The following is a 23,997-nucleotide window of genomic DNA, read 5'->3' as shown; positions in this document are numbered from 1 at the left end:
TATCGAAGATCGGGAAGTCTGAAAATCCGGCTCGCGGACCTGCTCAACAAATGTCCGCGCTTGCCCGCGATCAGGTCGATGGGTAGGGTCCGCCCGAATTTGCAAAAGGCCGCGAGGCCGCAACCAGGAGAAGGATTTAGATGAAACTGCTGCGCTATGGCGAGGTAGGGAGCGAACGTCCCGGCCTGCTCGATGCGGATGGGACGATCCGCGATCTCTCCGCCCATGTCGCCGACATTGCCGGCACGGTGCTGCATCCGGCCTCGCTGGAGATGCTGGGCAAGCTCGATCCGAAGTCGCTGCCGGCGGTTTCCGGCAAGCCGCGGCTCGGCGCCTGCGTCGCCGGCACCGGCAAGTTCATCTGCATCGGCCTCAACTATTCCGACCACGCCGCCGAGACCGGCGCCACGGTACCGCCGGAACCGATCATCTTCATGAAGGCAAGCTCGGCCATTGTCGGCCCTGACGACGACGTGCTGATCCCGCGCGGTTCGGTGAAGACCGACTGGGAAGTCGAACTCGCCGTGGTCATCGGCAAAACGGCAAAATATGTCAGCGAAGCCGATGCACTCGACTATGTCGCCGGCTATTGCGTCGCCCACGACGTCTCCGAACGCGCCTTCCAGGCCGAGCGTCAGGGCCAGTGGACCAAGGGCAAGAGCTGCGACACGTTCGGCCCGACCGGCCCGTGGCTGGTGACCAAGGACGAAGTCGCCGATCCGCAGAACCTCAAAATGTGGCTGACCGTCAACGGCAAGACCATGCAGAACGGCTCCACCAAGACCATGGTCTATGGTGTCAAATATCTGGTGTCCTACCTCAGCCAGTTCATGTCGCTGCATCCCGGCGACATCATTTCGACAGGCACGCCGCCCGGCGTCGGCCTCGGCATGAAGCCGCCGGTGTTCCTGAAGGCGGGCGATGTGGTGGAACTGGGCATCGAGGGCCTGGGCCAGCAGAAGCAGACGTTCAAGGCCGATTTGTAGCGGTCAGCTCTTCCTTCTCCCCGTAACCATACGGGGAGAAGGTGCCGGCAGGCGGATGAGGGGCGGCGCCAACCTTGCCTACTTCAGCACCTTCCCATCCACGCCAAACCGATAGGTCTTGGCCGGATCCGGCGTCGCATAGAGCGTCGCGCCCGGCTCGGCGTCGTAGACGCCGAAAATGCGCACCGTGATCAGCCCGGCCTTCTCGCAATCGAGATAGAGATTGGTGTCGGCGCCGAGATGCTCGGCATGCACCACCGTGCCCTTCCAGGCGCCCGATTTCGGATCGACGGTCAGATGCTCCGGCCGAACGCCGATGGTCTTGGCCGTTTCGCCGAGGCGGGCGCCGTCGATGAAATTCATCTTCGGCGAGCCGATGAAGCCGGCGACGAACTCATTTGCCGGCGCATTGTAGAGCTCCATCGGGCCACCGATCTGCTCGATCCTGCCAGCGTTCAACACGACGATCTTGTCGGCCAACGTCATCGCCTCGACCTGGTCGTGGGTGACGTAGATCATCGTCGCCTTCAGCCGACGGTGAAGCTGCGCGATCTCCAGCCGGGTGTTGACGCGCAGGGCGGCATCGAGGTTCGACAGCGGCTCGTCGAAGAGGAACAGCTTGGGCTCGCGCACCACGGCGCGACCGATGGCGACGCGCTGGCGCTGGCCGCCGGAGAGCTCGGCCGGCCGCCGCTCCAGATAGGGCTCCAGCGACAGCATCGATGAGGCGATGCCGATGCGGCGGTCGATCTCGGCCGCGGGGGTGCCGGCCTGCTTGAGGCCAAGGCCCATATTGTTCTTCACCGTCAGATGCGGGTAGAGCGCATAGGTCTGGAACACCATGGCGATGCCGCGCTTGGCCGGCGGCGTGACCGATACATCCTCGCCGTCGATCAACACCCGGCCGGAAGTCGAATCCTCCAGCCCGGCGATGACCCTGAGCAAGGTCGACTTGCCACAGCCCGACGGGCCGACAAAGACGACGAATTCGCCATCGGTCACTTCGAGGTCGATGCCCTTCAGCACCTCGACCGGCCCGAAGGCCTTCTTCACATTCTCGATCTTCAGCGAGCCCACGGCTTCGTTCCTGTCGTTAGAGTTTGACGGCTATGCCGCTGCGCACGCTCTCGTCGGCGGCAAGGCAGACGGCGAGCGACTTCACCGCGTCGTCCATGTGTTTGGTGAGATCCAGATCCTCGCGGATCGCCTTCAGCACGAAGGCCTGTTCGAGATCGCAGAGGTCCTGGTGGCCGGGTTCGCCTTCCATCGACAGCATCTCGTCGGCTTTGGCGAACTTGCCGTCCGCGCCTGTCGCGGCGCTATGCAGGCGGATGGTCGAGGTCTTGGTGTGGGTGTCGATGTCGTCCGACTTCACACCTTCCTTCATGACGATCGACACACAGCCCTTCGGCGAAATGACATCCTTCACGAAGAAGGCGGTCTCCGAAATCATCGGACCCCAGCCGGCTTCGTACCAGCCGACCGAGCCGTCATCGAACAGAACCTGCAGATGGCCGTAATTATACATCGACGGCGCCACCTCCTCGGTCAGCCGCACGCCCATGCCGCGCACCTCGACCGGCCTGGCGTCGGTGATCTGCAGCATGACGTCGAGATAGTGGACGCCGCAGTCGACGATCGGCGAGGTCGTCTGCATCAGCTGCTTGTGCGTCTCCCAGGTGTGACCCGAAGACTGCTGATTGAGGTTCATGCGGAACACGTAGGGGCCGCCGAGCTTGCGCGCCTCGGCGATCAGCCTGATCCAGGACGGGTGATGGCGCAGGATGTAGCCGATCACCAGCTTCCTGCCATTGGCTTGTGCCGCCGCGACGACGCGTCTGGCGTCAGCCACCGTCGTTGCCAGCGGCTTTTCGACAAAGACGTGGCAGCCGGCCTCGAACGCCTTCACCGCATAGTCGGCATGGCTGTCGGAATAGGTGGCGATGCAGGCGACATCGGGCTTTTCATCGCGCAGCGCCTCATCGAAGGAACGCCTGATGCCATAGCCCGACAGCCCGTCCGGCAGCGGCACGTCGGAACGGTTGATCAGCGCAGCGATCTCGAAGCCCGGATTGGTGTGATAGGCCAGCGCATGGCTGCGGCCCATATTGCCGAGCCCGGCGACGACGACACGAAGGGGCGATTTGGAACTCACCTAGGTACTCCAGATATTCCAGTTTCTTCTTGAAAGGGTGTCCCCCCAGCAGAGACTTGCAGAGCTCCGCTCACTTGACGGCTCCCGACGTGATGCCGCGGATCAGCTGACGCGAGAAGATGACGTAGAGGATCAGCACCGGCATGATCGCCAGCGAGAGCGCGGCCAGGATGGCGTTCCAGTTGGTGACGAACTGGCCGAGGAAGAGCTGCGCGCCGAGCGTCACCGTCTTGGTCTCCTCCGACGGCGCCAGGATCAGCGGGAACCACAGATCGTTCCAAATCGGGATCATGGTGAAGACGGCGACGGTCGCCATGGACGGCCGTACCAGCGGCAGCACCAGGCGAAAGAAGATGGTGTATTCGGACAGGCCGTCGATACGGCCGGCATTCTTGAGGTCGTCGGAGACCTGCTTCATGAATTCCGACAGGATGAAGACAGCGAGCGGCAGGCCTTGCGCGGTGTAGACCAGGATCAGCGCGGTCAGCGTATTGACCAGCCCGCTCGCCACCATCAATTGCAGGATGGCGACGGTGCCGAGCCGGATCGGGATCATGATGCCGAGAGCGAGATAGAGCCCCATCAGCGAATTGCCGCGGAAGCGGTATTCCGACAGGGCGAAGGCTGCCATGGCGCCGAATAGAAGCACGAAGAACAGCGAGGCGACGGTGACGACGAGGCTGTTCTGGAAATAGTGGATGAAGTCGCCCTGACCGATGACGGTGGTGTAGCCGATCAGGTCGAAGGTTTTCGGCGTCGGCGGCGTCAGCGGCGCGCCGAAGATGCCGGCGCGGGACTTGAACGAATTCATGATCACCAGGATCACCGGAAACAGCGCGATCGCCGTGTAGGTCAAAAGGATCGCGTGGGCGCCGATGGTGCGGGGCAGCGAACGGGTGGCGGTGCTCATCTCCTGGCCCTCAGAACTGGTAGCGACGCAGGCGCGTCTGGACGAGGAAGAGGTAGACGCAGACGCCGCCGAGGATGATCAGGAACATCATCGTGGCGATCGCCGCGCCCATGTTGGGGTCGCCGACCTGCAGCTGGAAGCCGAAGAAGGCGCGGTAGAGGAAGGTGCCGAGAATATCGGTCGAATAGTTCGGCCCGGCGAGCGCCCCTTGCGCGGTGTAGATCAGGTCGAAGGCGTTGAAATTGCCGACGAAGGTGAGGATCGAGATGATGCCGATCGACGGCAGGATCAACGGCAGCTTGATCTTCCAGAACTGCGACAGGCCGGTGATGCCGTCGCATTCGGCCGCCTCTATGACCTCGTCGGGAATCGACAGCAAGGCGGCGTAGATCAGCATCATCGGGATGCCGACGAACTGCCAGACCGAGATCAGGCTAAGTGTGGTTAGCGCGTATTCCTCTTTCCCAAGGAGAGGCAACATCTTGATCGGCGCACAAGTCTGGCCGAACGTAAAAATGTAGGCGCCGATCAGACGCGGAATCTGACAATTAAAAATGCCGATCAAGCTGGGTATGACACCCCAAATTTGCGACAGGATCAGCTTCCAGGCGAAGCCGACGATGACGAAGGACAGGATGGTCGGAACGAAGATGGCCGTGCGGTAGAAGGCCGAGAACCTGAGCTTCGGGCTGGACAAAAGTGCTGCCAGCATGACGCCGATCGGATTCTGCACCAGCATGTGGATGATGAAGAACCAGACGTTGTTGCGCAGCGCATTCCAGAAATTCACCGACCAGTTGGGGTCGCCGAACAAGGTGCGGAAATTGTCCAGCCCGACGAAGATCTGGTGCTGCTCGATGTTGCGGAACAGCGACAGCTGCAGCGTGCCGGCGAGCGGCAGGATCATTATCGCCGTGTAGACGAGCACGGCCGGCGCCAGGAAGACGGCGATGTGCCAGCGAAACGGTCTTTTCGGTCGTATTTCTGCGGCCATGAGTTCGGTCCCCGCCGTCTCTCGGTTCCAGACGATGTTGATGCTAGAGTGGTTCACCGTTTCACGGAAACGCCGAACCGCTCTATCCTTCTTTGCACGCAATTCCGGACGGAAAACCGCTTCACACTTTTCCTGGAATTGCTCTAGATGATGCCTCGATGCACGGCCCAGAAATCCTTGCCAGGTACGACAAGAACAAAGGCCTGCGACTGATCAGCTAGCCTTCCCCAAGACCAGCAAGGGTAAGGCCGCGAGGCGGTGCCGACAATCGCTATCTGACGGATGCACTTGTGAAAACCGGGTATTCGGAACCGGCCAGGCATGCGCCCGGCCGGCTCCGTTGCCTGAGCTCTTACTTTGCTGGCTTGTACCAGCTGTCGAGACCGGTCTGCAGCTTCTTGGCCGCGGCTTCAGGGGTGTCGGTGCCGTTGATGACGTTGGCCGATTCAACCCAGGTCTCGTTCTCGAGGTTCGGCGTGCCGCGCGACAGGATCTGGTAGGTCGAGCGGATCGTCGACTTGCACTTGCCGCGCCAGGAAACGAATTCCTGCGCCAGCGGGTCTTCCATCTTCACCGGCGAGGAGTTCAGGCTGAAGAAGCCCGGCAGCGCGTTGGCGTAGATGGTGGCGAAATCCGGCGAGGCCACCCAGGACAGGAACGTCTTGGCCGCGTCCGCATGCTTGGAAGCCGCATTCAGGCCCATGCCGATATCGGTATGGTCGGAGATGTAGCAGGTGTCGCCGGCCTTCTCGACCGGCGGCGGGAAGGCGCCCATCTTGAACTGGGCCTGGGTGTTGAACAGGCCGATCTCCCACGAGCCGGCCGGGTAGATGGCGGCGCGGCCGAGCGTGAACAGGTTCTGGCTGTCCGGATAGGTCTGCGCCTCGAAGCCGTCGCCCAGATAGGGCTTCCACTTGGCCAGTTCCTCGAAGGGTGCGACCCAATCCTTGTCGGTCAGCTTCTGCGTGCCCTTGATCAGCGCCGCGCGGCCGTCCTCGCCCTTCCAGTAATTGGGGCCGATGTTCTGGTAGCCCATGGTCGCGGCCTCCCAGAGATCCTTGGTGCCCATCGCCATCGGGATGTAGGTGCCGTCGGCCTTGATCTTGTCAAGCGCCGCGAAGAACTCGTCGCGGGTCTGCGGCACCTTGATGCCGAGCTTGTCGAAGGCATCCTTGTTGTAGATGAAGCCATGGATGACCGAGGCCATCGGCACGCAGAAGCTCGCCTTGCCGTCGTCGGTCTGCCAGGCGGACTTGGCCACCGGCGAGAAGTTTTCCATGCCGGGCAGCGCGCTGAGGTCGGCGAGGTTGCCCTTCTTGAACAGTTCGAGCGACTTGTCGAACGGGCGGCAGGTGATCAGGTCGCCGGCCGATCCGGCGGCGAGCTTGGCGCCGAGCGCCGCGTCATATTCGGTCGGAGCCGATGGTGCGAACACCACCTTGATGCCGGGGTTCTTGGCTTCGAAGGCGGGGATCAGCTTGTCCTTCCAGATGGACAAGTCATCGCCGCGCCAGCTTTCGATGTTGAGCGTTACGTCCTCGGCGTGAGCCAACCCGGCGGAGCCGAGAATGCTGGTGCCCAGAAGCAGTGCCGTCAGTAATTTCGTTGTCATGCTCAGTCTCCCTGTTGACCTTTTTCAGGTTCGGTTTTGATGAGAACAGGGGCTTTTGACCCCTTGCTCCCCTCGCAAGCCCGTTTCACCCCGATGGAAATCGGGATCAAACAGGCTCTATTTCTCTGTTCGAGCGTGATCTTTTCCGGAAAGCGGTTTCCACTTTTCGGGATCATGCCCCAGCGCGGAAAGGGCCGGCCGCAGTTTCTGGCCAGCCTCTTCCAGTATCTTCCGCGCCGCGGCGGCGCTGTCGGCGCCGGCGGCGAGCAGAATTGCGATCTTGACCGCGCCGCCGCTTTTCTCGAGCAGCCCGGCCGCTTCGTCCTTGCCGCGCCCGCTGATGGCGGCGACGATGCGCGCGGCGCGGTCGCGCAGCTTGATGTTGTCGGCCATCAGATTGACCATGTAGCCGTCATGGACATGGCCAAGATGGACGGCGGTCAGGGTCGACAGCATGTTGAGCGCGATCTTCTGGGCGGTACCGGCGCCCATACGCGTCGAGCCGGCGATCACTTCCGGCGGCGTCTCGAGCAGGATTGCGGTTTCGGCCTGGCGAAGCAGGGCCGAGTCCCGGTTGTTGGCGATGCCGATGGTGGCCGCGCCACGACGGGCGGCTTCTTCGATGGCGCGCACCGCATAGGGTGTGGTGCCGCTGGCGGAAAGCGCGATCAGGCAATCGCCCGCGCCGATGCCGGCATTGGCGACAGCCGCCGCGGCCTCCTCGACATCATCCTCGGGGCCGCCCGCCAGCGTCCTGAAAGCTTCGTCGCCACCGGCGACCAGGATGGCGATGCGGTCGCGCGGGATGCCGAAAGTGCCCGGCAGTTCCAACGCATCGGCCAGCGCCATCAGGCCGGAACTGCCGGCCGCGGCATAGGCAAGCTTGCCGCCGCCACTCAATCGGCCTGCAATGATCTCGGCTGCCTTGGCTATGGCGGGAATGGCGTTGCGGACGGCTTTCGCGGCTTCGATCTGCGCATCGGCCAGCGAAACAAGGATGACTTCCGGAGCCTGGATATCCAGCCCCTCGGCATTCCTGTGAAGCGCTTCGGTGCGCGTTTCAGCCATCCGTGTTCCTCCAATACCAGAACAATACCAAAAAAATACCACTTGTCCACACGCATTAACGAATTCGCGGACACGAAATCGCTGAGCCGACGAAATGTGCAGATTTTTCAATAAAATACAGCTTAATCTTTTTGAAACGGAAATTAAGTCTTGGCTATTGGTATTTTATTGGTATTATCGGTTCGGAGGAGAAATCGCGTGAATTTCGTGCTCGGTATCGATGGCGGCGGCACCAGCTGCAGGGCCGCCCTTGCAACAGCGGACGGTACGGTCGTCGGTCGCGCCAAAAGTGGTGCCGCCAATATTCGCACCGACCTCACCGGGGCGCGGTCGAACATCGTCGACGCCGCGCGGCAGGCTTTCATCGCCGCCGGGCAGGATCCCGAGCTGATCCCTCAAACACCGGCCATTCTCGGCCTTGCCGGCGCCAATGTCGGCACCTACCGGCAGCAGCTCGAAGCGATCCTGCCGTTCAGCACCAGCCGCGTCGAAACCGACGCCGAAATCGCGCTTGAAGGGGCGGTGGGCTCGGGCGACGGCGCCATGGCGATCCTCGGCACCGGCACCGCCTATATGGCCCGCAAGGGCGGCAAGTCACGGGCGATCGGCGGCTGGGGATTCCAGGTCGGCGACCAGGGCAGCGGCGCCCGCATCGGCCGCGATCTGCTCGAACAGACGCTGCTTGCCCATGACGGCGTGCGCGCGCGCTCGCCACTGACCGACGCGATGATGGCCATCTTCCGCAACAATCCCGAGGACGTGGTGGAATTCACCACCAATGCCAAGCCCGGCGATTTCGGCGGCTTCGCGCCCAAAGTGTTCGAGCACGCCGAGAAGGGCGATGCCGTTGCCAACTGGATCGTCGACAAGGCGGTCGGCGATGTCGAGGCTTCGCTCGGCGCGCTCGGCCTCTCCGATGACGCCCCGCTTTGCCTGCTCGGCGGGCTGGCGCCGCTCTACGCGCCACGGCTGTCGCCACGTTATCGGGCATTGCTCAAGTCACCGCTCGACGATGCGCTGGGTGGCGCGGTGCAGATGGCGGTGCGTCTGTTCGCCGGACACGCGGAGGCGGCCCGATGAGCGATGCCGCCGACCAGATTTTCGCCACGCTGAAACAATCGTCGCAAAGCGGCGCGCCGCTCTATCTGCAGCTCAGGAAAAGCATCGAGGACGCGGTCAACCGTGGCCTGATCGGACCCGGCGACGCGCTGCCCTCCGAGCGCGACATCGCCACCAAGGCCGACATCTCGCGCGTCACCGTGCGCAAGGCGGTGCAGGATCTGGTCAAGGGCGGCATCCTGGTGCAACGCCATGGCTCCGGCACTTTCGTGGCGCCACGCATGGAGCGTGTCGAGCAATCGCTGTCGCGGCTGACCTCCTTCACGGAGGACATGGCGCGGCGCGGCATGGCGGTGCGCTCGGCCTGGCTCGACCGCGGCCTCTATGCGCCCTCGCCCGACGAGATGATGGTGCTCGGCCTGTCGTCGAGCGAACTGGTGGCGCGCGTGGCGCGCCTGCGCATCGCCAACGACACGCCACTGGCGATCGAACGCGCCTCGTTGTCGGCCAGCGTGCTGCCCGATCCGGCGGGCATCGGCTCCTCGCTCTACGCGGCGCTGCAACTGACCGGCAATCGCCCGGTTCGGGCGGTGCAACGCATCTCGGCCGCCAATCTCGGCGACGGCGATGCGCGCCTGCTGGAAGTGCCGCCGGGTGTCGCCGGCCTGCATATCGAACGCATTTCCTATCTGGCGAGCGGCAAGGTGATCGAGTTCACCCGCTCCATCTACAGGGGCGACGCCTATGATTTCGTCGCCGAACTGCGGCTGACAGGGCCGAGCGAAGAGGGCCGACCATGATCTCCAACACCACACATATGCAGCGCGAGATCGAGGAGATCCCGCAGGCCGTCGCCCGCCTGCTCGATGGCTCCGGCGCCATGCTCGCCGAGGCCGGGCGCGGCATCCGGGAACGCGACCCGCATTTTGTCGTCACCGTGGCGCGCGGTTCGTCCGACCATGCCGCAACCTTCATGAAATATGCCGTCGAACTGACCGCGGGCCTTGCCGTCGCCTCGGTTGGGCCGTCCATCGCCTCCATCTACGGCCGCAAGCTGCGGCTCGGCGGCTCGGCCTGCCTGGCGATCTCGCAGTCAGGCAAGAGCCCCGACATCGTCGCCATGGCCGAAACCGCACGCGCCGGCGGCGCGCTGACCATCGCCGTCACCAACACCGCCGAGTCGCCGCTGGCGCGGGCCTCGGACTATGCAATCGACATCCTGGCCGGCCCAGAACGCAGCGTCGCGGCGACCAAGACCTTCGTCAATTCCGCTGTCGCAGGTCTCGCCTTGATGGCGCATTCCACCGGCGACGAGACGCTTCTCAAGGCACTTGCCGGCTTGCCCGAGCATTTCGGCAAGGCGATCGCCTGCGACTGGATGAGCGTGCTGGCCGAAACCATCGAGAAGCAGAAGTCGCTGTTCATCCTCGGCCGAGGACCGTCGGCGGCGATGGCCAACGAGGCGGCGCTGAAATTCAAGGAGACCTGCGGCATGCATGCCGAGGCCTATAGTGCGGCCGAAGTCATGCACGGCCCGCTGGCGCTGATCGGCCCCGACTTTCCGGTGCTGGCGCTGGCCGCGCGCGATGCGTCAGAACCCTCCATCGCCGAGGCGGCCGACGGCCTGGCGGCCAAGGGGGCACCGGTGTTCGTCACATCAGCGCTTGCCAACCGGGCCACGCGCCTGCCGCATGTCGCCACCGGACACCCGCTGACTGATCCGCTGACGCTGATCGTCTCGTTCTACGTGTTCGTCGAGGCTTTCGCGCGCCACCGCGGCCTCGATCCCGACACGCCGCGCAACCTTCGCAAGGTGACGGAGACCGTATGAGCGACCGTTTTGCCCTGACCGGCGCCCGCATTTTCGACGGCGACAACTGGCACGAAGGCTCGGCGCTCGTCGTGCGCGACGGTCTTGTCGAGGCCATAGTGCGCCAAGGTGCCCTGCCCCCAGGCGTCCGTGTCGTCGACGCCGGCGGCGGCATGCTGGTGCCGGGCTTTGTCGACATCCAGGTCAATGGCGGCGGCGGCGTCATGCTCAACGACCACCCCGATGTCGTCTCGATCGAAACCATCTGCCGGGCGCACGCGCCGTTCGGCACGACGGCGCTGCTGGCGACGCTGATCACCGACACGCCCGCGATTACCGCTGCCGCCATCGCTGCCGGCGAAGCAGCAGCGCTGCAGAAAGTACCCGGTTTCCTCGGCCTGCATCTCGAGGGCCCGCATCTGTCGATCGCGCGCAAGGGCGCGCATGATCCGGCGCTGATCCGACCGATGACGGACGCCGACCAGGCGATGCTGATCGCGGCGCGGCAAAAGCTACCGGTGCTGCTCACCACGATCGCGCCAGAATCCGTCGAACCGGCGCGGGTCGCCGCATTGGCGAAGGCCGGCGTCGTCGTCAGCCTCGGCCATTCGGATACCAGCTATCTCAAGGCAAAAACCTTCGCCGAAGCGGGCGCCAGCGTGGTCACCCACCTGTTCAACGCCATGAGCCAGATCGGCAACCGCGAGCCTGGACTGGCGGGCACGGCGATCGATGTCGGTACCTTGTCCGCCGGGCTCATCGCCGACGGTATCCACGTTCATCCCGCGACAATCCGGATCGCGCTCGATGCCAAGCAGGGACCGGGCAAGATCGTGCTGGTCACCGACGCCATGGCGACGATCGGCACCGACATGACCTCGTTCACACTCAACGGCCGCACCATCTACCGCAAGGACGGGAGTCTCCGACTTGCCGACGGGACGCTGGCGGGCGCCGACCTCGACATGATCTCGGCGATCCGGTTCATGCACGGCGTCGTCGGCGTCGAACTCACGGAAGCCTTGCGCATGGCCTCGCTCTACCCGGCACAGGCGATCGGCCAGTCGCATCGGCTTGGCCGACTTGCCAACGGCACGGCGGCGGATGTCGTTGCGCTGTCGGACGATCTTGGCATAGAACGCGTCTGGATCGGCGGCGACAAGGTGTTCGAGGCGGGCGCTCCACGCTGAGAGCGAAGCCATGCAGACAATCGATTGTGTCGTCGCCAGAGCAGGCGTCGTCGGGCTTGCCATCGGGAATTCGTCCGCTGAGGCTGATGTCATGAAACTTTTTGATTTCGAGGTCGTTGTCGGAGCGCATGTCCGAGGCGAAACCCAAATCAACACCGCCCGACGGCACCCCGAAGCCGCGTCGAGGAAAGCCGCCACGACAAAAACCGCGTGACGAGGGGTCGCACGACGAGGCTCCACGCAAAAAGAAGCCACGCGAGAAGAACACGTCGACCGTCGAAGCCGCAGCGTCCGAGATCGTCGACGAAACACCACCGCCGGAGGCCGTCGAACCCGATCCGGAGCTGACGCCCAAGCAAGCCGAAGAGGCGCGCAAGAAGTACCTGCTGAAGCGGTTCTGGATCAGCGGGCGCGGCTATTGGGGACGGCACGGCGACAAGCTCGGCTGGCCGTTGACGATCGGGCTGTTGATCCTGATCGGGATCAATGTCGGCTTCCAGTACGGAATCAATGTCTGGAACCGCGCCATATTCGACGCCATCGAGAAGCGCGACGCCCACACAGTGTATTTCCTCAGCGCCGTGTTCGTGCCGCTCGTGATCGGCAGCATGAGCCTCGTCGTCGCACAGGTCTACCTGCGCATGACCATGCAACGCCGATGGCGCTCCTGGCTGACCACCTCGGTGATAGCGCGCTGGCTCGCCAATGGCCGCTATTACCAGCTGAATCTGGTCAAGGGCGACCACCAGAACCCCGAGGCCCGCCTCTCGGAAGATTTGCGTGTCGCCACGGAGTTCCCCGTCGATTTCGTCGCCGGGGTCATTTCCGCTTTTTTGTCAGCCTCGACCTTCATTGTGGTGCTGTGGACGATCGGCGGGGCCTTGAGCGTCACTCTGGGGGGCTCGACCATCACCGTGCCCGGATTCCTCGTCATTACCGCGGTAATCTATGCCGCGATCACCTCCACATCGATGTTCCTGATCGGCCGCGATTTCGTGCGGCTGTCGGAGGAGAAGAACCAGGCGGAAGCCGAATTCCGCTACGTGCTGACGCGCGTGCGCGAAAACGGCGAAAGCATCGCCTTGCTGGGCGGTGAGGATGAGGAACGCAGCGGTATCGACAAGACCTTTGCCGGCGTGCTGAAGCGTTGGGCGCAACTGACCGGCCAGCACATGCGCACGGCGGTGGTTTCGCAGGGCTCCAGCCTGTTCGCGCCTGTCGTGCCGGTACTGCTGTGTGCGCCAAAGTTTCTCGAAGGGTCGATGTCGCTCGGCCAGGTCATGCAGGCCGCCTCCGCCTTCGCCATCGTGCAGGGCGCCTTCGGATGGCTGGTCGACAATTATCCGCGCCTGGCCGACTGGAACGCCTCCGCACGGCGTATCGCTTCGCTGATGATGTCGCTCGACGGGCTGGAGCGCGCCGAGCAGAGCGACGAGCTCGGCCGCATCCAGCATGGCGAGACCAAGGGCGACGCGATGCTTTCGCTCGACGATCTGTCCGTGACGCTCGACGACGGCACGTCCGTGGTCAAGGAAACGGAGGTCGTGGTCGAATCGGGCGAGCGGGTGCTTGTGTCCGGCGAATCCGGCTCGGGCAAGTCGACGCTGGTTCGGGCGATCGCCGGCCTCTGGCCATGGGGAAGCGGCGGCGTCAATTTCCATCCCGACAAGCAATTGTTCATGCTGCCGCAGCGGCCCTACATCCCTTCTGGCACGTTGCGCCGGGTGGTCGCCTATCCCGCGGCGGCCAACAACTGGAAGCTCGACCAGATCAAGGCCGCCCTCGACAAGGTCGGCCTCAGCCACCTCGCCGGCCGGATCAAGGATGAAGCGCCCTGGGACCAGACCTTGTCGGGCGGAGAAAAGCAGCGGGTCGCCTTCGCGCGCCTATTGCTGCACCGCCCGGACATCGTCGTGCTGGACGAGGCGACCTCGGCGCTGGACGAAAAGAGCCAGGACCAGATGATGGAAACGGTGATCCGCGAATTGCCCGAGGTCACCATCGTCAGCGTTGCGCACCGCACCGAACTGGAAGCCTTTCACACCCGCAAGATCACGCTCGAGCGGCACAAGGGCGGCGCGAAACTTGTCAGGGATATCGACCTCGTGCCGCGCAACCGCAAACGCGGCCTGCTCACGCGCGCCTTGTGGGGCTCGGGCACGACGACCGAAAAGCCGCGCAAGACGAAGTAACGGTGCGCCCCCCGCCACCTAGGACGCATAGAGATCCTTGTATGTCTCGCGCAGCAGGTTCTTCTGCACTTTGCCCATGGTGTTGCGCGGCAATTCGTCGACGAAGATCACCTGCTTCGGGTGCTTGTACCTGGCCAGGCGCCCGGCGATGGCACCGAGAATTTCGGCACCGGTGATCCGCGATGCCGGCGCCCGCACGACGACCGCCGTGACACCTTCGCCGAAATCCGGATGGGCGACGCCGATGACGGCGCTTTCGTTCACTCCATCAAGCGCGTCGATCTCGCTTTCGAGCTCCTTCGGATAGATGTTGTAGCCGCCCGAGATGATCAGGTCCTTGCCGCGGCCGACGATATGGACATAACCGTCGGCGTCGACCATGCCGAGATCGCCCGTGATGAAGAAGCCGTCGGCGCGGAATTCCGCCTTGGTCTTTTCCGGCATGCGCCAGTAGCCGCCAAAAACGTTCGGACCCTTGACCTCGAGCATGCCGATCTCGCCCTGGGCCAGCGGCTTGCCGCTATCGGGATCGGTGATGCGAAGCGACACGCCAGGCAGCGGGAAGCCGACCGTGCCGGCGCGGCGCTCGCCCTCATAGGGGTTGGACGTGTTCATGTTGGTCTCGGTCATGCCGTAGCGCTCGAGGATGGCGTGGCCGGTGCGCTCGCGCCAGGCCTTGTGCGTCTCGGCCAGCAGCGGCGCCGAGCCGGACACGAACAGGCGGATGTTCCTCGCCGCCTCGCGGTCCAGCCCGTCCTGCTGCAGCAGCCTGGTATAGAAGGTCGGCACGCCCATCAGCGCCGTGGCGCGCGGCAGCAGCGAGATGATGCGGGCCGGATCGAATTTCTGCTCGAACAGCATCGAGGCGCCGGCCATCAGGATGACGTTGGTGGCGACGAACAGGCCATGAGTATGGAAGATCGGCAGCGCATGGATCAGCACATCGCCTGATGTGAAGCGCCATTGGTCGACCAGCACGCGCGCATTCGATGCCAGGTTCCCATGGCTGAGCATGGCGCCTTTCGAGCGGCCGGTCGTTCCCGACGTGTAGAGGATTGCCGCGAGATCGTCCTCGCCGCGCTCGACATCATGGAAATCGGAGGATTGCCGCGATGCCTGGTCCGTCAGCGATCCCCGGCCATTGCGGTCGAGCGTGACCACGACGGCACCGGATGGTGCGACCATCCGCTCGATATCCGCCGATTTCGCCGGATCGCAGACAATGACCCGAGGCGTTGCATCCTCGAAGAAATATCCAAGCTCGGTCAGCGTATAGGCCGTGTTGAGGGGCAGGAAGACGGCACCGGCGCGCACGCAGGCGATATAGAGCAGCACCGCCTCCGGGCTCTTTTCGACCTGCACGGCGATCCGATCGCCGGGCTCGACATGCAATTGCAGGAGCGCGTGCGCGAGCTGCGCCGACCGCGCCAGCATGTCGCCATAGCTGAGCGAGCGCCCATCATCGGTTTCCATCAACAGGCGCCCGGGCGCCGGCATCCGGGACCGGAACGCGTCGAACAGATGATTGCTCATGAAATTTTCCTGCTGTGATGGCAATGGCGGCGCCGGCAATGCCCTTGGGGCGCGCAGAGTTCGCGTTTCCGGACCATGTCGTCAAGACCGCAAACGGCGGTCCGGCGCGTCACATCGGCCGAAAAGCCGCGAACGATGGCAACAAGCTCTGGCAAAAGGAAATGATCGTTACCGCCGAGCGCGTTCGGCCGAAGCGGCGGCTTTTGAGACTTCGCCTTGCTTGAAGCGCTCCATGCATATGGAAGCGGTCAGCTGGTAATGATCGATCAATGCCTGGACGGCGCCGTCGGCATTGCCGTCCAGCGCGTATTCGGCAATCCGCCGGTGTTCCCCGAAATCGTCGCGCTGGATGTTCTCGCCGTCATTGGCCATTTGCCGATAGCGATAGGCGTGATCGGAAAGCTGATCGCAGAAACCCACCAGCCAGTGCGACCGGCAGGCCGAGATCAGCACACGGTGGAAGGTGCGGTGCAATTTCTCCCAGTCCGGATCGAGCGACGAGAGATGTTGCGGCGAACGTCGCGAGGCGCGGCCCAGGCGATGCAGCGCCAGCACCAGTTGTTCTTCCCACTCGGTGGTGCGGTGCGCAATGGATTCGCGAAGCGCGCGTTCCTCGAGCCAGCAGCGGGTGCGCGTCAGCTCCTCGAGCTCCGTCGCACTGACCGGCATGATGAAAAAGCCGCGCTGATCGTGACGGCCAAGGAGTCCCTCGGAGGCAAGGCGATTAAGGGCTTCACGGACAGGGGAGGCACCGGCGCCATACTTGGAAACAACCCACTCGACCCGCAGCTTGCTTTCGGCTTCCAGAGCGCCGCCAAGAAGATCATCCCGCAATTGATGATAGACCGTACTGGCAAGCGTACTCTTGGATCCTGTGCCGTCGTCGTTCAGGTTGGCAGCGCCGTATGTCAAATTCGACTCCTTGTCCCCATTTCTCTCTGGGCAATTCGAGTCCGAAAAGAATCCTTCGTACATGTACCCTACAGTGCCTTCGTCAAGAGGCTCAAGCACGAGATGCCATCCTTGTACTTAAGCACGAAGGAATATGACGTTATCCGCCGCCTGATCGGGGGAATTCGCGCGCCTCTACAACCAATGGAAACTTAACATGTTTTTTATGCACGCAGAATCATCTGTTTCTTGTGTGCCCGTGCGAGCATCTTTTCTGTCGCGCGCAAAATAACGCACGGCTCGGCCGGCTCATACCTCCTGTACCGATCTGATTCGGACGGAAGCGGGCTCCTGAAGAACCGTATCCGCGCAACGGCTGTCAGACAGCCAGCCTGTTGGATTCGAAGCGGGATGATCGCGATGCGTTCGAGCAATTCAGAGCGGTTCACCGTTTCCTCGAAACGGCCAACCGCTCTAGCCGGCGGCGTTGTCGGCCGCTGTCCTGATCGCCTCGATGTTGGCACGGTACGCCTCGACGCTGCCGCCCTTGAAGATCGCTGCACCGGCCACCAGCACATCGGCCCCGGCTGATGTGACCAAAGGGGCCGTTTCGGGCGAAACGCCGCCATCGATCTCGATGCGGATCGGCCGGTCGCCGATCAGCGCCTTGACCCTTCTCACCTTCTCGACGATCCCCGGGATGAAGGCCTGGCCGCCGAACCCCGGATTGACGGTCATGATCAGGATCAGGTCGAGCCGGTCGAGCACATATTCGATCATCGTTTCCGGCGTCGCCGGATTGAGCGACACGCCGGCCTTCTTGCCGAGGTTCCTGATGGTCTGCAACGAGCGGTCGAGATGCGGCCCGGCCTCCGCATGCACCGTCATGCCGTCACAGCCGGCCTCGGCGAAGGCGGCGAGATAGGGATCGGCCGGCGCGATCATCAGATGGCAGTCGAAAAAAGCCTTGGTGCGGTTGCGGATCGCCTTGATCACCGGCGGACCGAAGGTGATGTTGGGGACGAAATGGCCATCCATGACATCGAGATGGATCCAGTCGGCACCAGCAGCCGCGACGGCTTCGACCTCGTCGCCAAGCTTCGAAAAGTCCGAAGCCAGCACCGATGGTGCGATCAAGGTCTTCTTGCTCATCTCGCGGCCTTTCCGGGCGTCCTTTTCATACCGTTCACCCTGGATCGACTGCCTAATGCCCGGCGGGTGACTTGTCGAGGGTGCAGGCGCGTGGGCTCCACAGGCTTGGGCGGCGTTGCGGCGTCTCCGATCCCGCCCAGCCAATTTCCGCTTGCCGGGACATGACGAAGAACCCGCCGGATTGCTCCGGCGGGTCCCAGGTCTGGCGTCGAGCGGACGGCTACTGCTGCTGGAGCTTCAGGATCCTGTTTGGTGCCGGATCCTGCTGCTGTTCAGCCTGCGGCAGGCGCCGTGGCAGGACCTGCTGCAGCAGCAGGCCCGGGTTGAGCTCCAGTGACGGCTGCCCGCGCATCGGTCGGCAGTTGGGATAGCGTCCAACCGTGCCTTCCGGACAGCGCCTCTTGAAGATCGGCTGGCACTGGCCATTGATCATCTGCGAGCCCGGTGCGCATTCCGTCTGTTGCCTGGATTTGCGGCATGCGCCGTCGATCACCTCGGTCCCACGCGGACAGACGCACTCGCCGCGCTTGTTGTGGACCTGGCCGCGTATGTCGCACTGCTCCACCTGCGGCTGCTTGCGCCGGCAGGCATTGCCTTTCACCTCGGTACCTCGCGGGCAGACGCAATCGCCGTTGGCATCGTGCACCTGACCCCGGATGGTGCACTGGTCGGGCTTCGGCCGGACCGGACGGCAAGCGCCGTTGCGCACCTCCGTGCCTTGCGGACAGACGCAATCGCCATCGGCATTGCGGATCTGGCCCGGGATGCGGCACTGCTGAGGCTTCGGCCGGACCGGACGGCAGGCGCCGTTGCGCACCTCCGTGCCTTGCGGACAGATGCAATCGCCATTGGCATCGTGGATCTGGCCACGGATGGTGCACTGCTCGGGCTTCGGCCGGATCGGGCGGCAGGCGCCGTTGCGCACTTCCGTGCCTTGCGGGCAGACGCAGTCACCATCGGCATCGTGGACCTGGCCACGAATGGTGCACTGCTCGGGCCTGTCGGTCCTGACGCAGGCGCCGTTTTCCAGCGCCGTGCCGCGCGGGCAGACGCAGCGCCCGTCCTCGGTACGGATCTGGCCTTCGAGCAGCACGCAGCGCTTCGGTGGCGGCGGTGGTGTCGGCAGAATGTTGGTGCCGCCGCCCGTGCACTGGCCGTTGCGGAAGGTGGTGCCTTCCGGGCAGACGCAGCGGCCGGCGTCGTTCATGACGAAGCCCGGCGAGCACTGGTTCTTCACCTCATGCGTGATGGTGAAGGGGTGGCAGGCATAGGCCTTGCCGCGATCGCCCTGCACATTGGTCGCATCCTTGGACAGCACGTCGCCGCCCTGGACCCGCGTGTCGGGAGACAGGACACCAACGCAGTTCTGGCCATTGACGTTGCCCTGCAGATTGGCAAGGCGCCCGTCGTCGGGAATGACCACGGTGACATGATGCGACTGGCTTTCGCCGGCGCCAAGCGTCAGGTTGGCTATGCAGGACAGAGGCAGGCTTGCCGGTTCGGGCGAGCAGCCGAAGGGCGGGTCGATCGAGGTGATCGCAACGCCGTCCAGCCGGCCGAGCCCTTCCACGCCGATCGCATCGCCGATGCGAACCGGGCCGGAGAACGGGCTCGTCCCGTCATTGGATATGGTGATGTCGAACGAGCAGGGCTGGCCGAGCCGGCATTCGCGATCGCCGGTCTTCTCGACACGGATGGTCGAGGAGCCACCGCCCTTGGCGCAGGCCTGGCCAATCGGGTAGACGACATCGTCGCCTTGCGCCGGCCCATAGGAGCCGCGCGCGCAGTTCTCGAACTCGCCAATGGCCGAGACCGTCACGTCGAAGTGGCGGCTGATCCCGGGCGTCATGACGGCACCGGGAATCTGGCACGACAGCGTGTTGGCCGGAACCGGTCCGCACGTCCATTCCGCGCCGTCTGGAGTGACGGTCTGGATCTGGACGGGCGCGCCGCCCGACACCAGCGTGGCGGCATCGTTGACCCGCACCGGACCGGTGGGGGCCGCCGTGCCGGCGTTGGAGACGGTGATGCGGCAAGAGACGGCCGCGGCACCGGCCAGCGAACCGCTGCACACCTTGGTGATGCGCAGGCCGGGCTGGCCACCATTGGGACGACGGATGCGTTCCTTGGCGCAGGCCTTGTTGTTGGTGAGGTCGACCTCACCGGGAATGGCCTTCACCTCGGCGCAGTTCTCGACCATGTCCGACCGGTAGTCGGCCGGCATGACCGCCTTGACGAAGATCGGCGTCGAGGCGCCCGCGGGCAGCGCGATGCCGGGATTGTCGCAGCGGAACTGGCCGGGGCCATTCGGGCCGCATGTCCAGGGCGGGCTCGGCCCGAAAGTCGAGGAGGCCGGCGCGCCGCCGGGATAGTTGTCGATCACCGTCAACGGCCCGTTATAGGTCGATGTGCCGTTGTTGATGATGTCGATCACGAAGAAACAGACGCCGTCGGCCGTGCAGATTTCGGTGCGGGCACGCTTCTTCAGGATCAGGTCGACCTTCTTCTCGACCGGCGGCTGGCAGTCGCGGTCACGATCGCCACGGCGGCAGATCGGGATCGAGGCGCAGCCACGGTCGTTAGACTGGCTGCCGAACAACGGCTTGCCGCTGGCGGCATAGTTGTAGGCGGCGCAGTTGCGCAGCGCACTGCCTTGCCAGCCCCCGGCCGGCTTGAAGCCGAGCTTGAGGTCGACAAAGGCCCCCGGATTGAGCGTGGTCACCGGATAGGTGCACGTCATCGGGGTGGTGCCGGGCACGCAGACCCAGGGCGGATTGGGCCCTGAACTCAACGTCGAGCCGACCGGCAGCGTCACCTCGTCGAGCACGATCTTGCCGTTGTAGGGCGCGGTGCCGACATTGGTGACCCTGATGGTGAAGTCGCAGCCGCCGGCCATGGTGCAGCGCGCGACATCGGCACGTTTCTCGACCTTGAGATCCGGCTCCTTGTCCCCGGGCGGGCACCGCTGGTCGCGCGGGATGACGATGTCGATGGTCTGCGTGCAGCACAGGCCCCAGCCCTCCTTCGGGCCGGCATAGGTCTCGATGCCGGTGACGATGAGGTGGATGACGTCGCCGGGCGATGCGCCGACGATCTTCCAGTTGAGCACGCCGCCGCCCACCGGCACCAGCTGGGTATCGGGGATGATGGTGATGCCGGGCGTGGTGGTCGACACCTGCACCCACTTGCCGCCCATCTCCGGGCCGACCGGCATGTGGTAGATGAAGGCGCCGCCGCCGGGCACACAATCGACCGTGCCGCGTTCCACCTTGAAGCATTCCTTGCCGGGAGGTGGTGGCGGCGGGTTGCACTTGGTGACATCGATCTTGATCGAGGTCTTCGCGCCGGTCTTGTAGTCGCCATCGTCAGGCTTGCTCGGATCCTGCGACGGGATGATGGTCCCGGTGCCGGCTCCGTTGCTCACCTTGATCAGGCCCTGATTGTCGATGATCGTCGGCGAGGGAAACGCCGCATGGTCGATCCTGGCCGTGATCTGGAAATTGATGACGCGTTCATTGGCGGCCCCGGCGCCGTCGAGATCGGCGGCGGAGAGCCGGAAATCGGACACCGTTGCCGTATCATTGGGACCCGCCGTATTGCCGATCGTCGCGGCCGGCAGTGGCCCGCCGGAGGCATCCGTGCCGTCGCCCGACAGGTTGACGTTGACGATCGAAAGGCCGTGCGGAAGCTGGTCCTTGAACTCGATCTTGAGTTTCTTCAGCAAGTCCACAAGGCCCGGATCGGCAAAGCCCCGCGGGTCACCGCGCAGGCCGAAGCTCAGGGAGTAGACAACATAGTCGCAGCCTCGCTGGGTGCCTTTCTTGGTGAAGAACGGCACGACCCGTTCCGGCCTCGGATTGACGACGCGCGAATTGTCGAGGTCGAGCCTCAATTCCGGTGTGATCGGAGCGGCGTCTTCCGCGTGGCTTGCGAGAGGGGTGAGCATGGCGACCGCGATACCGGCCGCCATCAGCCAGCGCGCGCCGCGCCTGGCGTATGACAGGGGTTTCATGATCGTCTCCATGACAGTTGACTGCTTGTCGGCTGAGTTGTTTCGCGCGAGCGGGGAGATTGCGAGATTGTTCATCTTCCCCTCCTCAACGTTCGCAGCTGACGGCTGGGGTGCGGAGCGGCAAGGTCATCTTGCAGCAAGGGTAGTAGCCACCCTTGTCCCTGTCGGACTTCCTGTAGAAGCAAAGTCCAATATCCACTCTGTCGCCTGGATAGTGGCCGGTGATGTTGATCGTGTAGGGCTTGCCCGGCACATGCGACATGGGTGTGGTCACCCCGACGCCGGGCGACCTGGACTTTGTCTCATTCGAAGGCTGGGCCTTGATCGAATCGCCGCCAAAGCCGGCATGGTCATGGAGATAGAGATCGGCCTCGAGGCCCGAAGGCGTGCAGTAATACCTGATATCTTCAACATCGAGACAGGGAGGCAGGTTGCCGGGCGGTGGGAAGTCCGGCGGGTAGAAGGGTGGCAGATAGCCGCCCGGGATTTCTTCATAATAGCCGGCGCGGCCCTCGCATGGGTGCCAGACAGCGACGTCGCCGACATGGCCTTCCACCTCGGGATCCTCGAAATAGCCGTCGAAATCGACGAACCAGGAGCCGAAGGGCGGCACGTTGGCCGGCTTGACCAGATCCTTGGGCGTGATCTGCACGCCATGCACGGCAAGCGGTCCGCCGGCGGCGAGTTGCTCGGCAAGGGTTGGATTGTCGCGCAATTTGTCGCCGGTGTTGACCAAGGTCTGGGTGCAGACCGACGTGTCCAGATTGCCGTCGGCGTCATAGCCATATTGCAGGTCGAGGCCGCCGGCCGACTGCCGGTTGCCCTGCGGGAAGCCGACCGCGTATTCCTGCGGCGCGTCCACCCAGACCGATTCCGTTGCCGGATCGTCGGGATTTTCTCTGAAGTAGCGGATGACCTCGCCCTTGCCGGAATCGGCGAACCGGCTGTAGTCGTAGCGGTTCTCGATCGGGCCGCGCTGGGCGAGGTACATGAAGCCGCTGTTGTCGAAGGCAATGTCGGTGACGGCGTAGTCCTTGTCGGCCTTGACCGTCAGCTCCCAGCGCGGGTCGCCGGCAAAGCTGCCGTCTCGCGCGATGCCGACCGACCAGATCTCCGACTTTTCGCCGACCGAGTAATAGAGACGGCCGCCATGATAGGAGACGGCCCAGACGCGGCGCTCGTCCTGGGTGTAGCCCCAGGTCTCGGGGTCCTCGGTGTCGAAGGCCGCGCCCTGTATGTCCATCACCGCGCCGTCGTCGGCGACGGGAGCCAGGCCATGCGCCGGTCGCCCGGCGACGCCATGATCGAAGGTGTCGATAAGCTTGCCATTGGCGTCCATGCGATGGATCAGGCCGGTGTCGAGGTCCGAGGCGAAGAACTGGCGGTGGTTGGGATCGAATGTAATATTGCCGATGCCGGGACCACTGTTGGTGTCGATGTCGGCGAATTTAGCGACCTGGCCGGTGATACCGTCGATCTTCCAGATGGTGCCCGGCCCGCCACCATTTTCGGTGCCGAACTGGCCATCCATGAAGGTCGCGCCTGCCGTGCCGCGGCGCTGCCGCTCCGGCCTGCCATCCTTGTCGGCGTCCGGCGTGACGATCTCGATGCCATGCAGCGAGGTCGCGGCGACATAAAGGTTGGGAATGCCCGACGGGACACCATCGCGCACGCCGTCATCATAGGTGAGGCCGAACACCTCGCCGATCTGGCCTGATGTCACCTCGAAAGGCGGCGGCGTGAAGACGAGCTGGCCCGAGGCCGGCCCGCCGAGATGCGAAACGTCGAACACACGCAAGGTGGCGCGCGTGGTGTCGATGAAGGTTTCGTCGACCGGATCGACCCCGGGCGGCAAGCCCTCATCGAAATTAGGGATGACGGTGCCGGGAAAGCCGGTGACCGCCATCGAGCCTGGATAGATGATCTGGGTGTCCTGCGCCCGGGCGGCACCGCCGAGCCAAAGGCCGGCGGTCAGGGCGAATGCAAGAACGCCGCCGGTTGTCTTGATCAGGCGGCGCAAACGGCTGGCGCGAGAAGACACTGACAGGCCGTGATCGCAAGACATAGAACTCCCCCCGAAGTCTACGGGAGGAATCTCCGGCTGTGCCGCGCAAATCAGAGCAGGGCGCGGCGGTCCGGCACGTTCTTCCCTGATCGAATTGTCTGCTTTCCTCTTCATTACGATACGCCTGCTCTTACCTAGGGTCAACGGAATCAGCGGAAAGCCCAGCGCGTCGACCCCGTCCCGAAGGCGGTGGTCGCGCCGAGCTCCTGTTGTTCCCGGAGACCGCGGAGCCTCTGGGTTGCTGGTCATGGGGACTTCCTTTCCGGGCCGCACCATGCGGCACCTGGACGTCAGTCGCGCACGGAGGTGGAAAGGTTCATGGAAGCCTTGCGCAGAATGCTTGCGCCCGATGCTGCCTGTTCTTATAT

The 23,997-nt window shown here is 64.0% G+C and carries 17 protein-coding genes; 6 read left to right on the top strand and 11 right to left on the bottom strand.

Going from position 1 to position 23,997, the window contains the following annotated elements:
• The first annotated feature begins 140 nt into the window (after nucleotides 1-140).
• Complete coding sequence (locus AC1VON_RS05125; RefSeq protein ID WP_172347638.1) at nucleotides 141-986, top strand: fumarylacetoacetate hydrolase family protein; 846 nt, start codon at nucleotides 141-143, stop codon at nucleotides 984-986.
• A 78-nt stretch (nucleotides 987-1,064) separates the two neighbouring features.
• Here AC1VON_RS05125 and AC1VON_RS05120 read toward each other — a convergent pair whose 3' ends face one another.
• From AC1VON_RS05120 to AC1VON_RS05095, 6 genes are all read right to left on the bottom strand, one after another.
• A complete protein-coding gene (locus AC1VON_RS05120) occupies nucleotides 1,065-2,063 on the bottom strand; it encodes an ABC transporter ATP-binding protein (protein WP_172347639.1) in 999 nt (332 codons plus the stop codon).
• A gap of 16 nt (nucleotides 2,064-2,079) precedes the next feature.
• A complete protein-coding gene (locus AC1VON_RS05115) occupies nucleotides 2,080-3,141 on the bottom strand; it encodes a Gfo/Idh/MocA family protein (protein ID WP_483120762.1) in 1,062 nt (353 codons plus the stop codon).
• A gap of 70 nt (nucleotides 3,142-3,211) precedes the next feature.
• Nucleotides 3,212-4,051, bottom strand: a complete 840-nt coding sequence (locus AC1VON_RS05110; protein ID WP_010912697.1) for a carbohydrate ABC transporter permease — start codon at nucleotides 4,049-4,051, stop codon at nucleotides 3,212-3,214.
• Between the two features lie 10 nt (nucleotides 4,052-4,061).
• Nucleotides 4,062-5,045, bottom strand: coding sequence for a carbohydrate ABC transporter permease (locus tag AC1VON_RS05105; protein ID WP_172347642.1), 984 nt, complete (start codon nucleotides 5,043-5,045; stop codon nucleotides 4,062-4,064).
• A gap of 352 nt (nucleotides 5,046-5,397) precedes the next feature.
• A complete protein-coding gene (locus tag AC1VON_RS05100) occupies nucleotides 5,398-6,657 on the bottom strand; it encodes an ABC transporter substrate-binding protein (protein ID WP_172347643.1) in 1,260 nt (419 codons plus the stop codon).
• A 117-nt stretch (nucleotides 6,658-6,774) separates the two neighbouring features.
• Entirely contained in the window at nucleotides 6,775-7,725 is a 951-nt protein-coding gene (locus AC1VON_RS05095; protein WP_172347644.1) for an N-acetylmuramic acid 6-phosphate etherase, read from the bottom strand.
• A 198-nt stretch (nucleotides 7,726-7,923) separates the two neighbouring features.
• Here AC1VON_RS05095 and AC1VON_RS05090 point away from each other — a divergent pair, with 198 nt between their 5' ends.
• The 5 genes from AC1VON_RS05090 to AC1VON_RS05070 all read left to right on the top strand — a co-directional run bounded on the left by AC1VON_RS05090 (nucleotide 7,924) and on the right by AC1VON_RS05070 (nucleotide 13,976).
• Nucleotides 7,924-8,805, top strand: a complete 882-nt coding sequence (locus AC1VON_RS05090; protein WP_483120758.1) for a glucosamine kinase nucleotide-binding domain-containing protein — start codon at nucleotides 7,924-7,926, stop codon at nucleotides 8,803-8,805.
• The gene (locus AC1VON_RS05085; protein ID WP_172347646.1) at nucleotides 8,802-9,584 is read left to right on the top strand and encodes a GntR family transcriptional regulator; all 783 of its coding nucleotides are present in this window, start codon (nucleotides 8,802-8,804) and stop codon (nucleotides 9,582-9,584) included. The genes AC1VON_RS05090 and AC1VON_RS05085 overlap by 4 nt, the downstream gene beginning before the upstream one ends.
• Nucleotides 9,581-10,615 (top strand): SIS domain-containing protein, encoded by a 1,035-nt coding sequence (locus tag AC1VON_RS05080; RefSeq protein ID WP_483120756.1) that lies wholly within the window; start codon nucleotides 9,581-9,583, stop codon nucleotides 10,613-10,615. Before AC1VON_RS05085 ends, AC1VON_RS05080 begins: the two co-directional genes overlap by 4 nt.
• Nucleotides 10,612-11,784 carry an N-acetylglucosamine-6-phosphate deacetylase gene (gene nagA / locus AC1VON_RS05075; protein WP_172347648.1) on the top strand — a complete coding sequence of 391 codons (1,173 nt, stop codon included), beginning with the start codon at nucleotides 10,612-10,614 and terminating at the stop codon, nucleotides 11,782-11,784. Before AC1VON_RS05080 ends, nagA begins: the two co-directional genes overlap by 4 nt.
• Nucleotides 11,785-11,912: 128 nt before the next feature.
• Nucleotides 11,913-13,976 (top strand): ABC transporter ATP-binding protein/permease, encoded by a 2,064-nt coding sequence (locus AC1VON_RS05070; RefSeq protein WP_483120754.1) that lies wholly within the window; start codon nucleotides 11,913-11,915, stop codon nucleotides 13,974-13,976.
• An 18-nt stretch (nucleotides 13,977-13,994) separates the two neighbouring features.
• Here the strand turns inward: AC1VON_RS05070 and AC1VON_RS05065 are convergent, their stop codons facing one another.
• The 5 genes from AC1VON_RS05065 to AC1VON_RS05045 form a co-directional block, all read right to left on the bottom strand.
• The gene (locus tag AC1VON_RS05065; RefSeq protein ID WP_483120752.1) at nucleotides 13,995-15,509 is read right to left on the bottom strand and encodes a malonate--CoA ligase; all 1,515 of its coding nucleotides are present in this window, start codon (nucleotides 15,507-15,509) and stop codon (nucleotides 13,995-13,997) included.
• 168 nt (nucleotides 15,510-15,677) lie between these two features.
• Entirely contained in the window at nucleotides 15,678-16,421 is a 744-nt protein-coding gene (locus AC1VON_RS05060) for a GntR family transcriptional regulator (protein WP_483126273.1), read from the bottom strand.
• A gap of 453 nt (nucleotides 16,422-16,874) precedes the next feature.
• Nucleotides 16,875-17,552, bottom strand: coding sequence for a ribulose-phosphate 3-epimerase (gene rpe / locus AC1VON_RS05055; RefSeq protein ID WP_172347651.1), 678 nt, complete (start codon nucleotides 17,550-17,552; stop codon nucleotides 16,875-16,877).
• 220 nt (nucleotides 17,553-17,772) lie between these two features.
• On the bottom strand, nucleotides 17,773-21,639 hold the full coding sequence (locus AC1VON_RS05050; RefSeq protein ID WP_483120749.1) for a DUF7929 domain-containing protein: 3,867 nt from the start codon (nucleotides 21,637-21,639) through the stop codon (nucleotides 17,773-17,775).
• 10 nt (nucleotides 21,640-21,649) lie between these two features.
• Entirely contained in the window at nucleotides 21,650-23,905 is a 2,256-nt protein-coding gene (locus AC1VON_RS05045) for a hypothetical protein (RefSeq protein WP_483120747.1), read from the bottom strand.
• Nucleotides 23,906-23,997 lie beyond the last annotated feature (92 nt).

The sequence above is a fragment of the Mesorhizobium sp. HAY1-8B genome (genome assembly GCF_056868045.1).
Note: the sequence above shows the minus strand (reverse complement) of the source record. Positions and strands in the feature narration are given on the sequence as shown.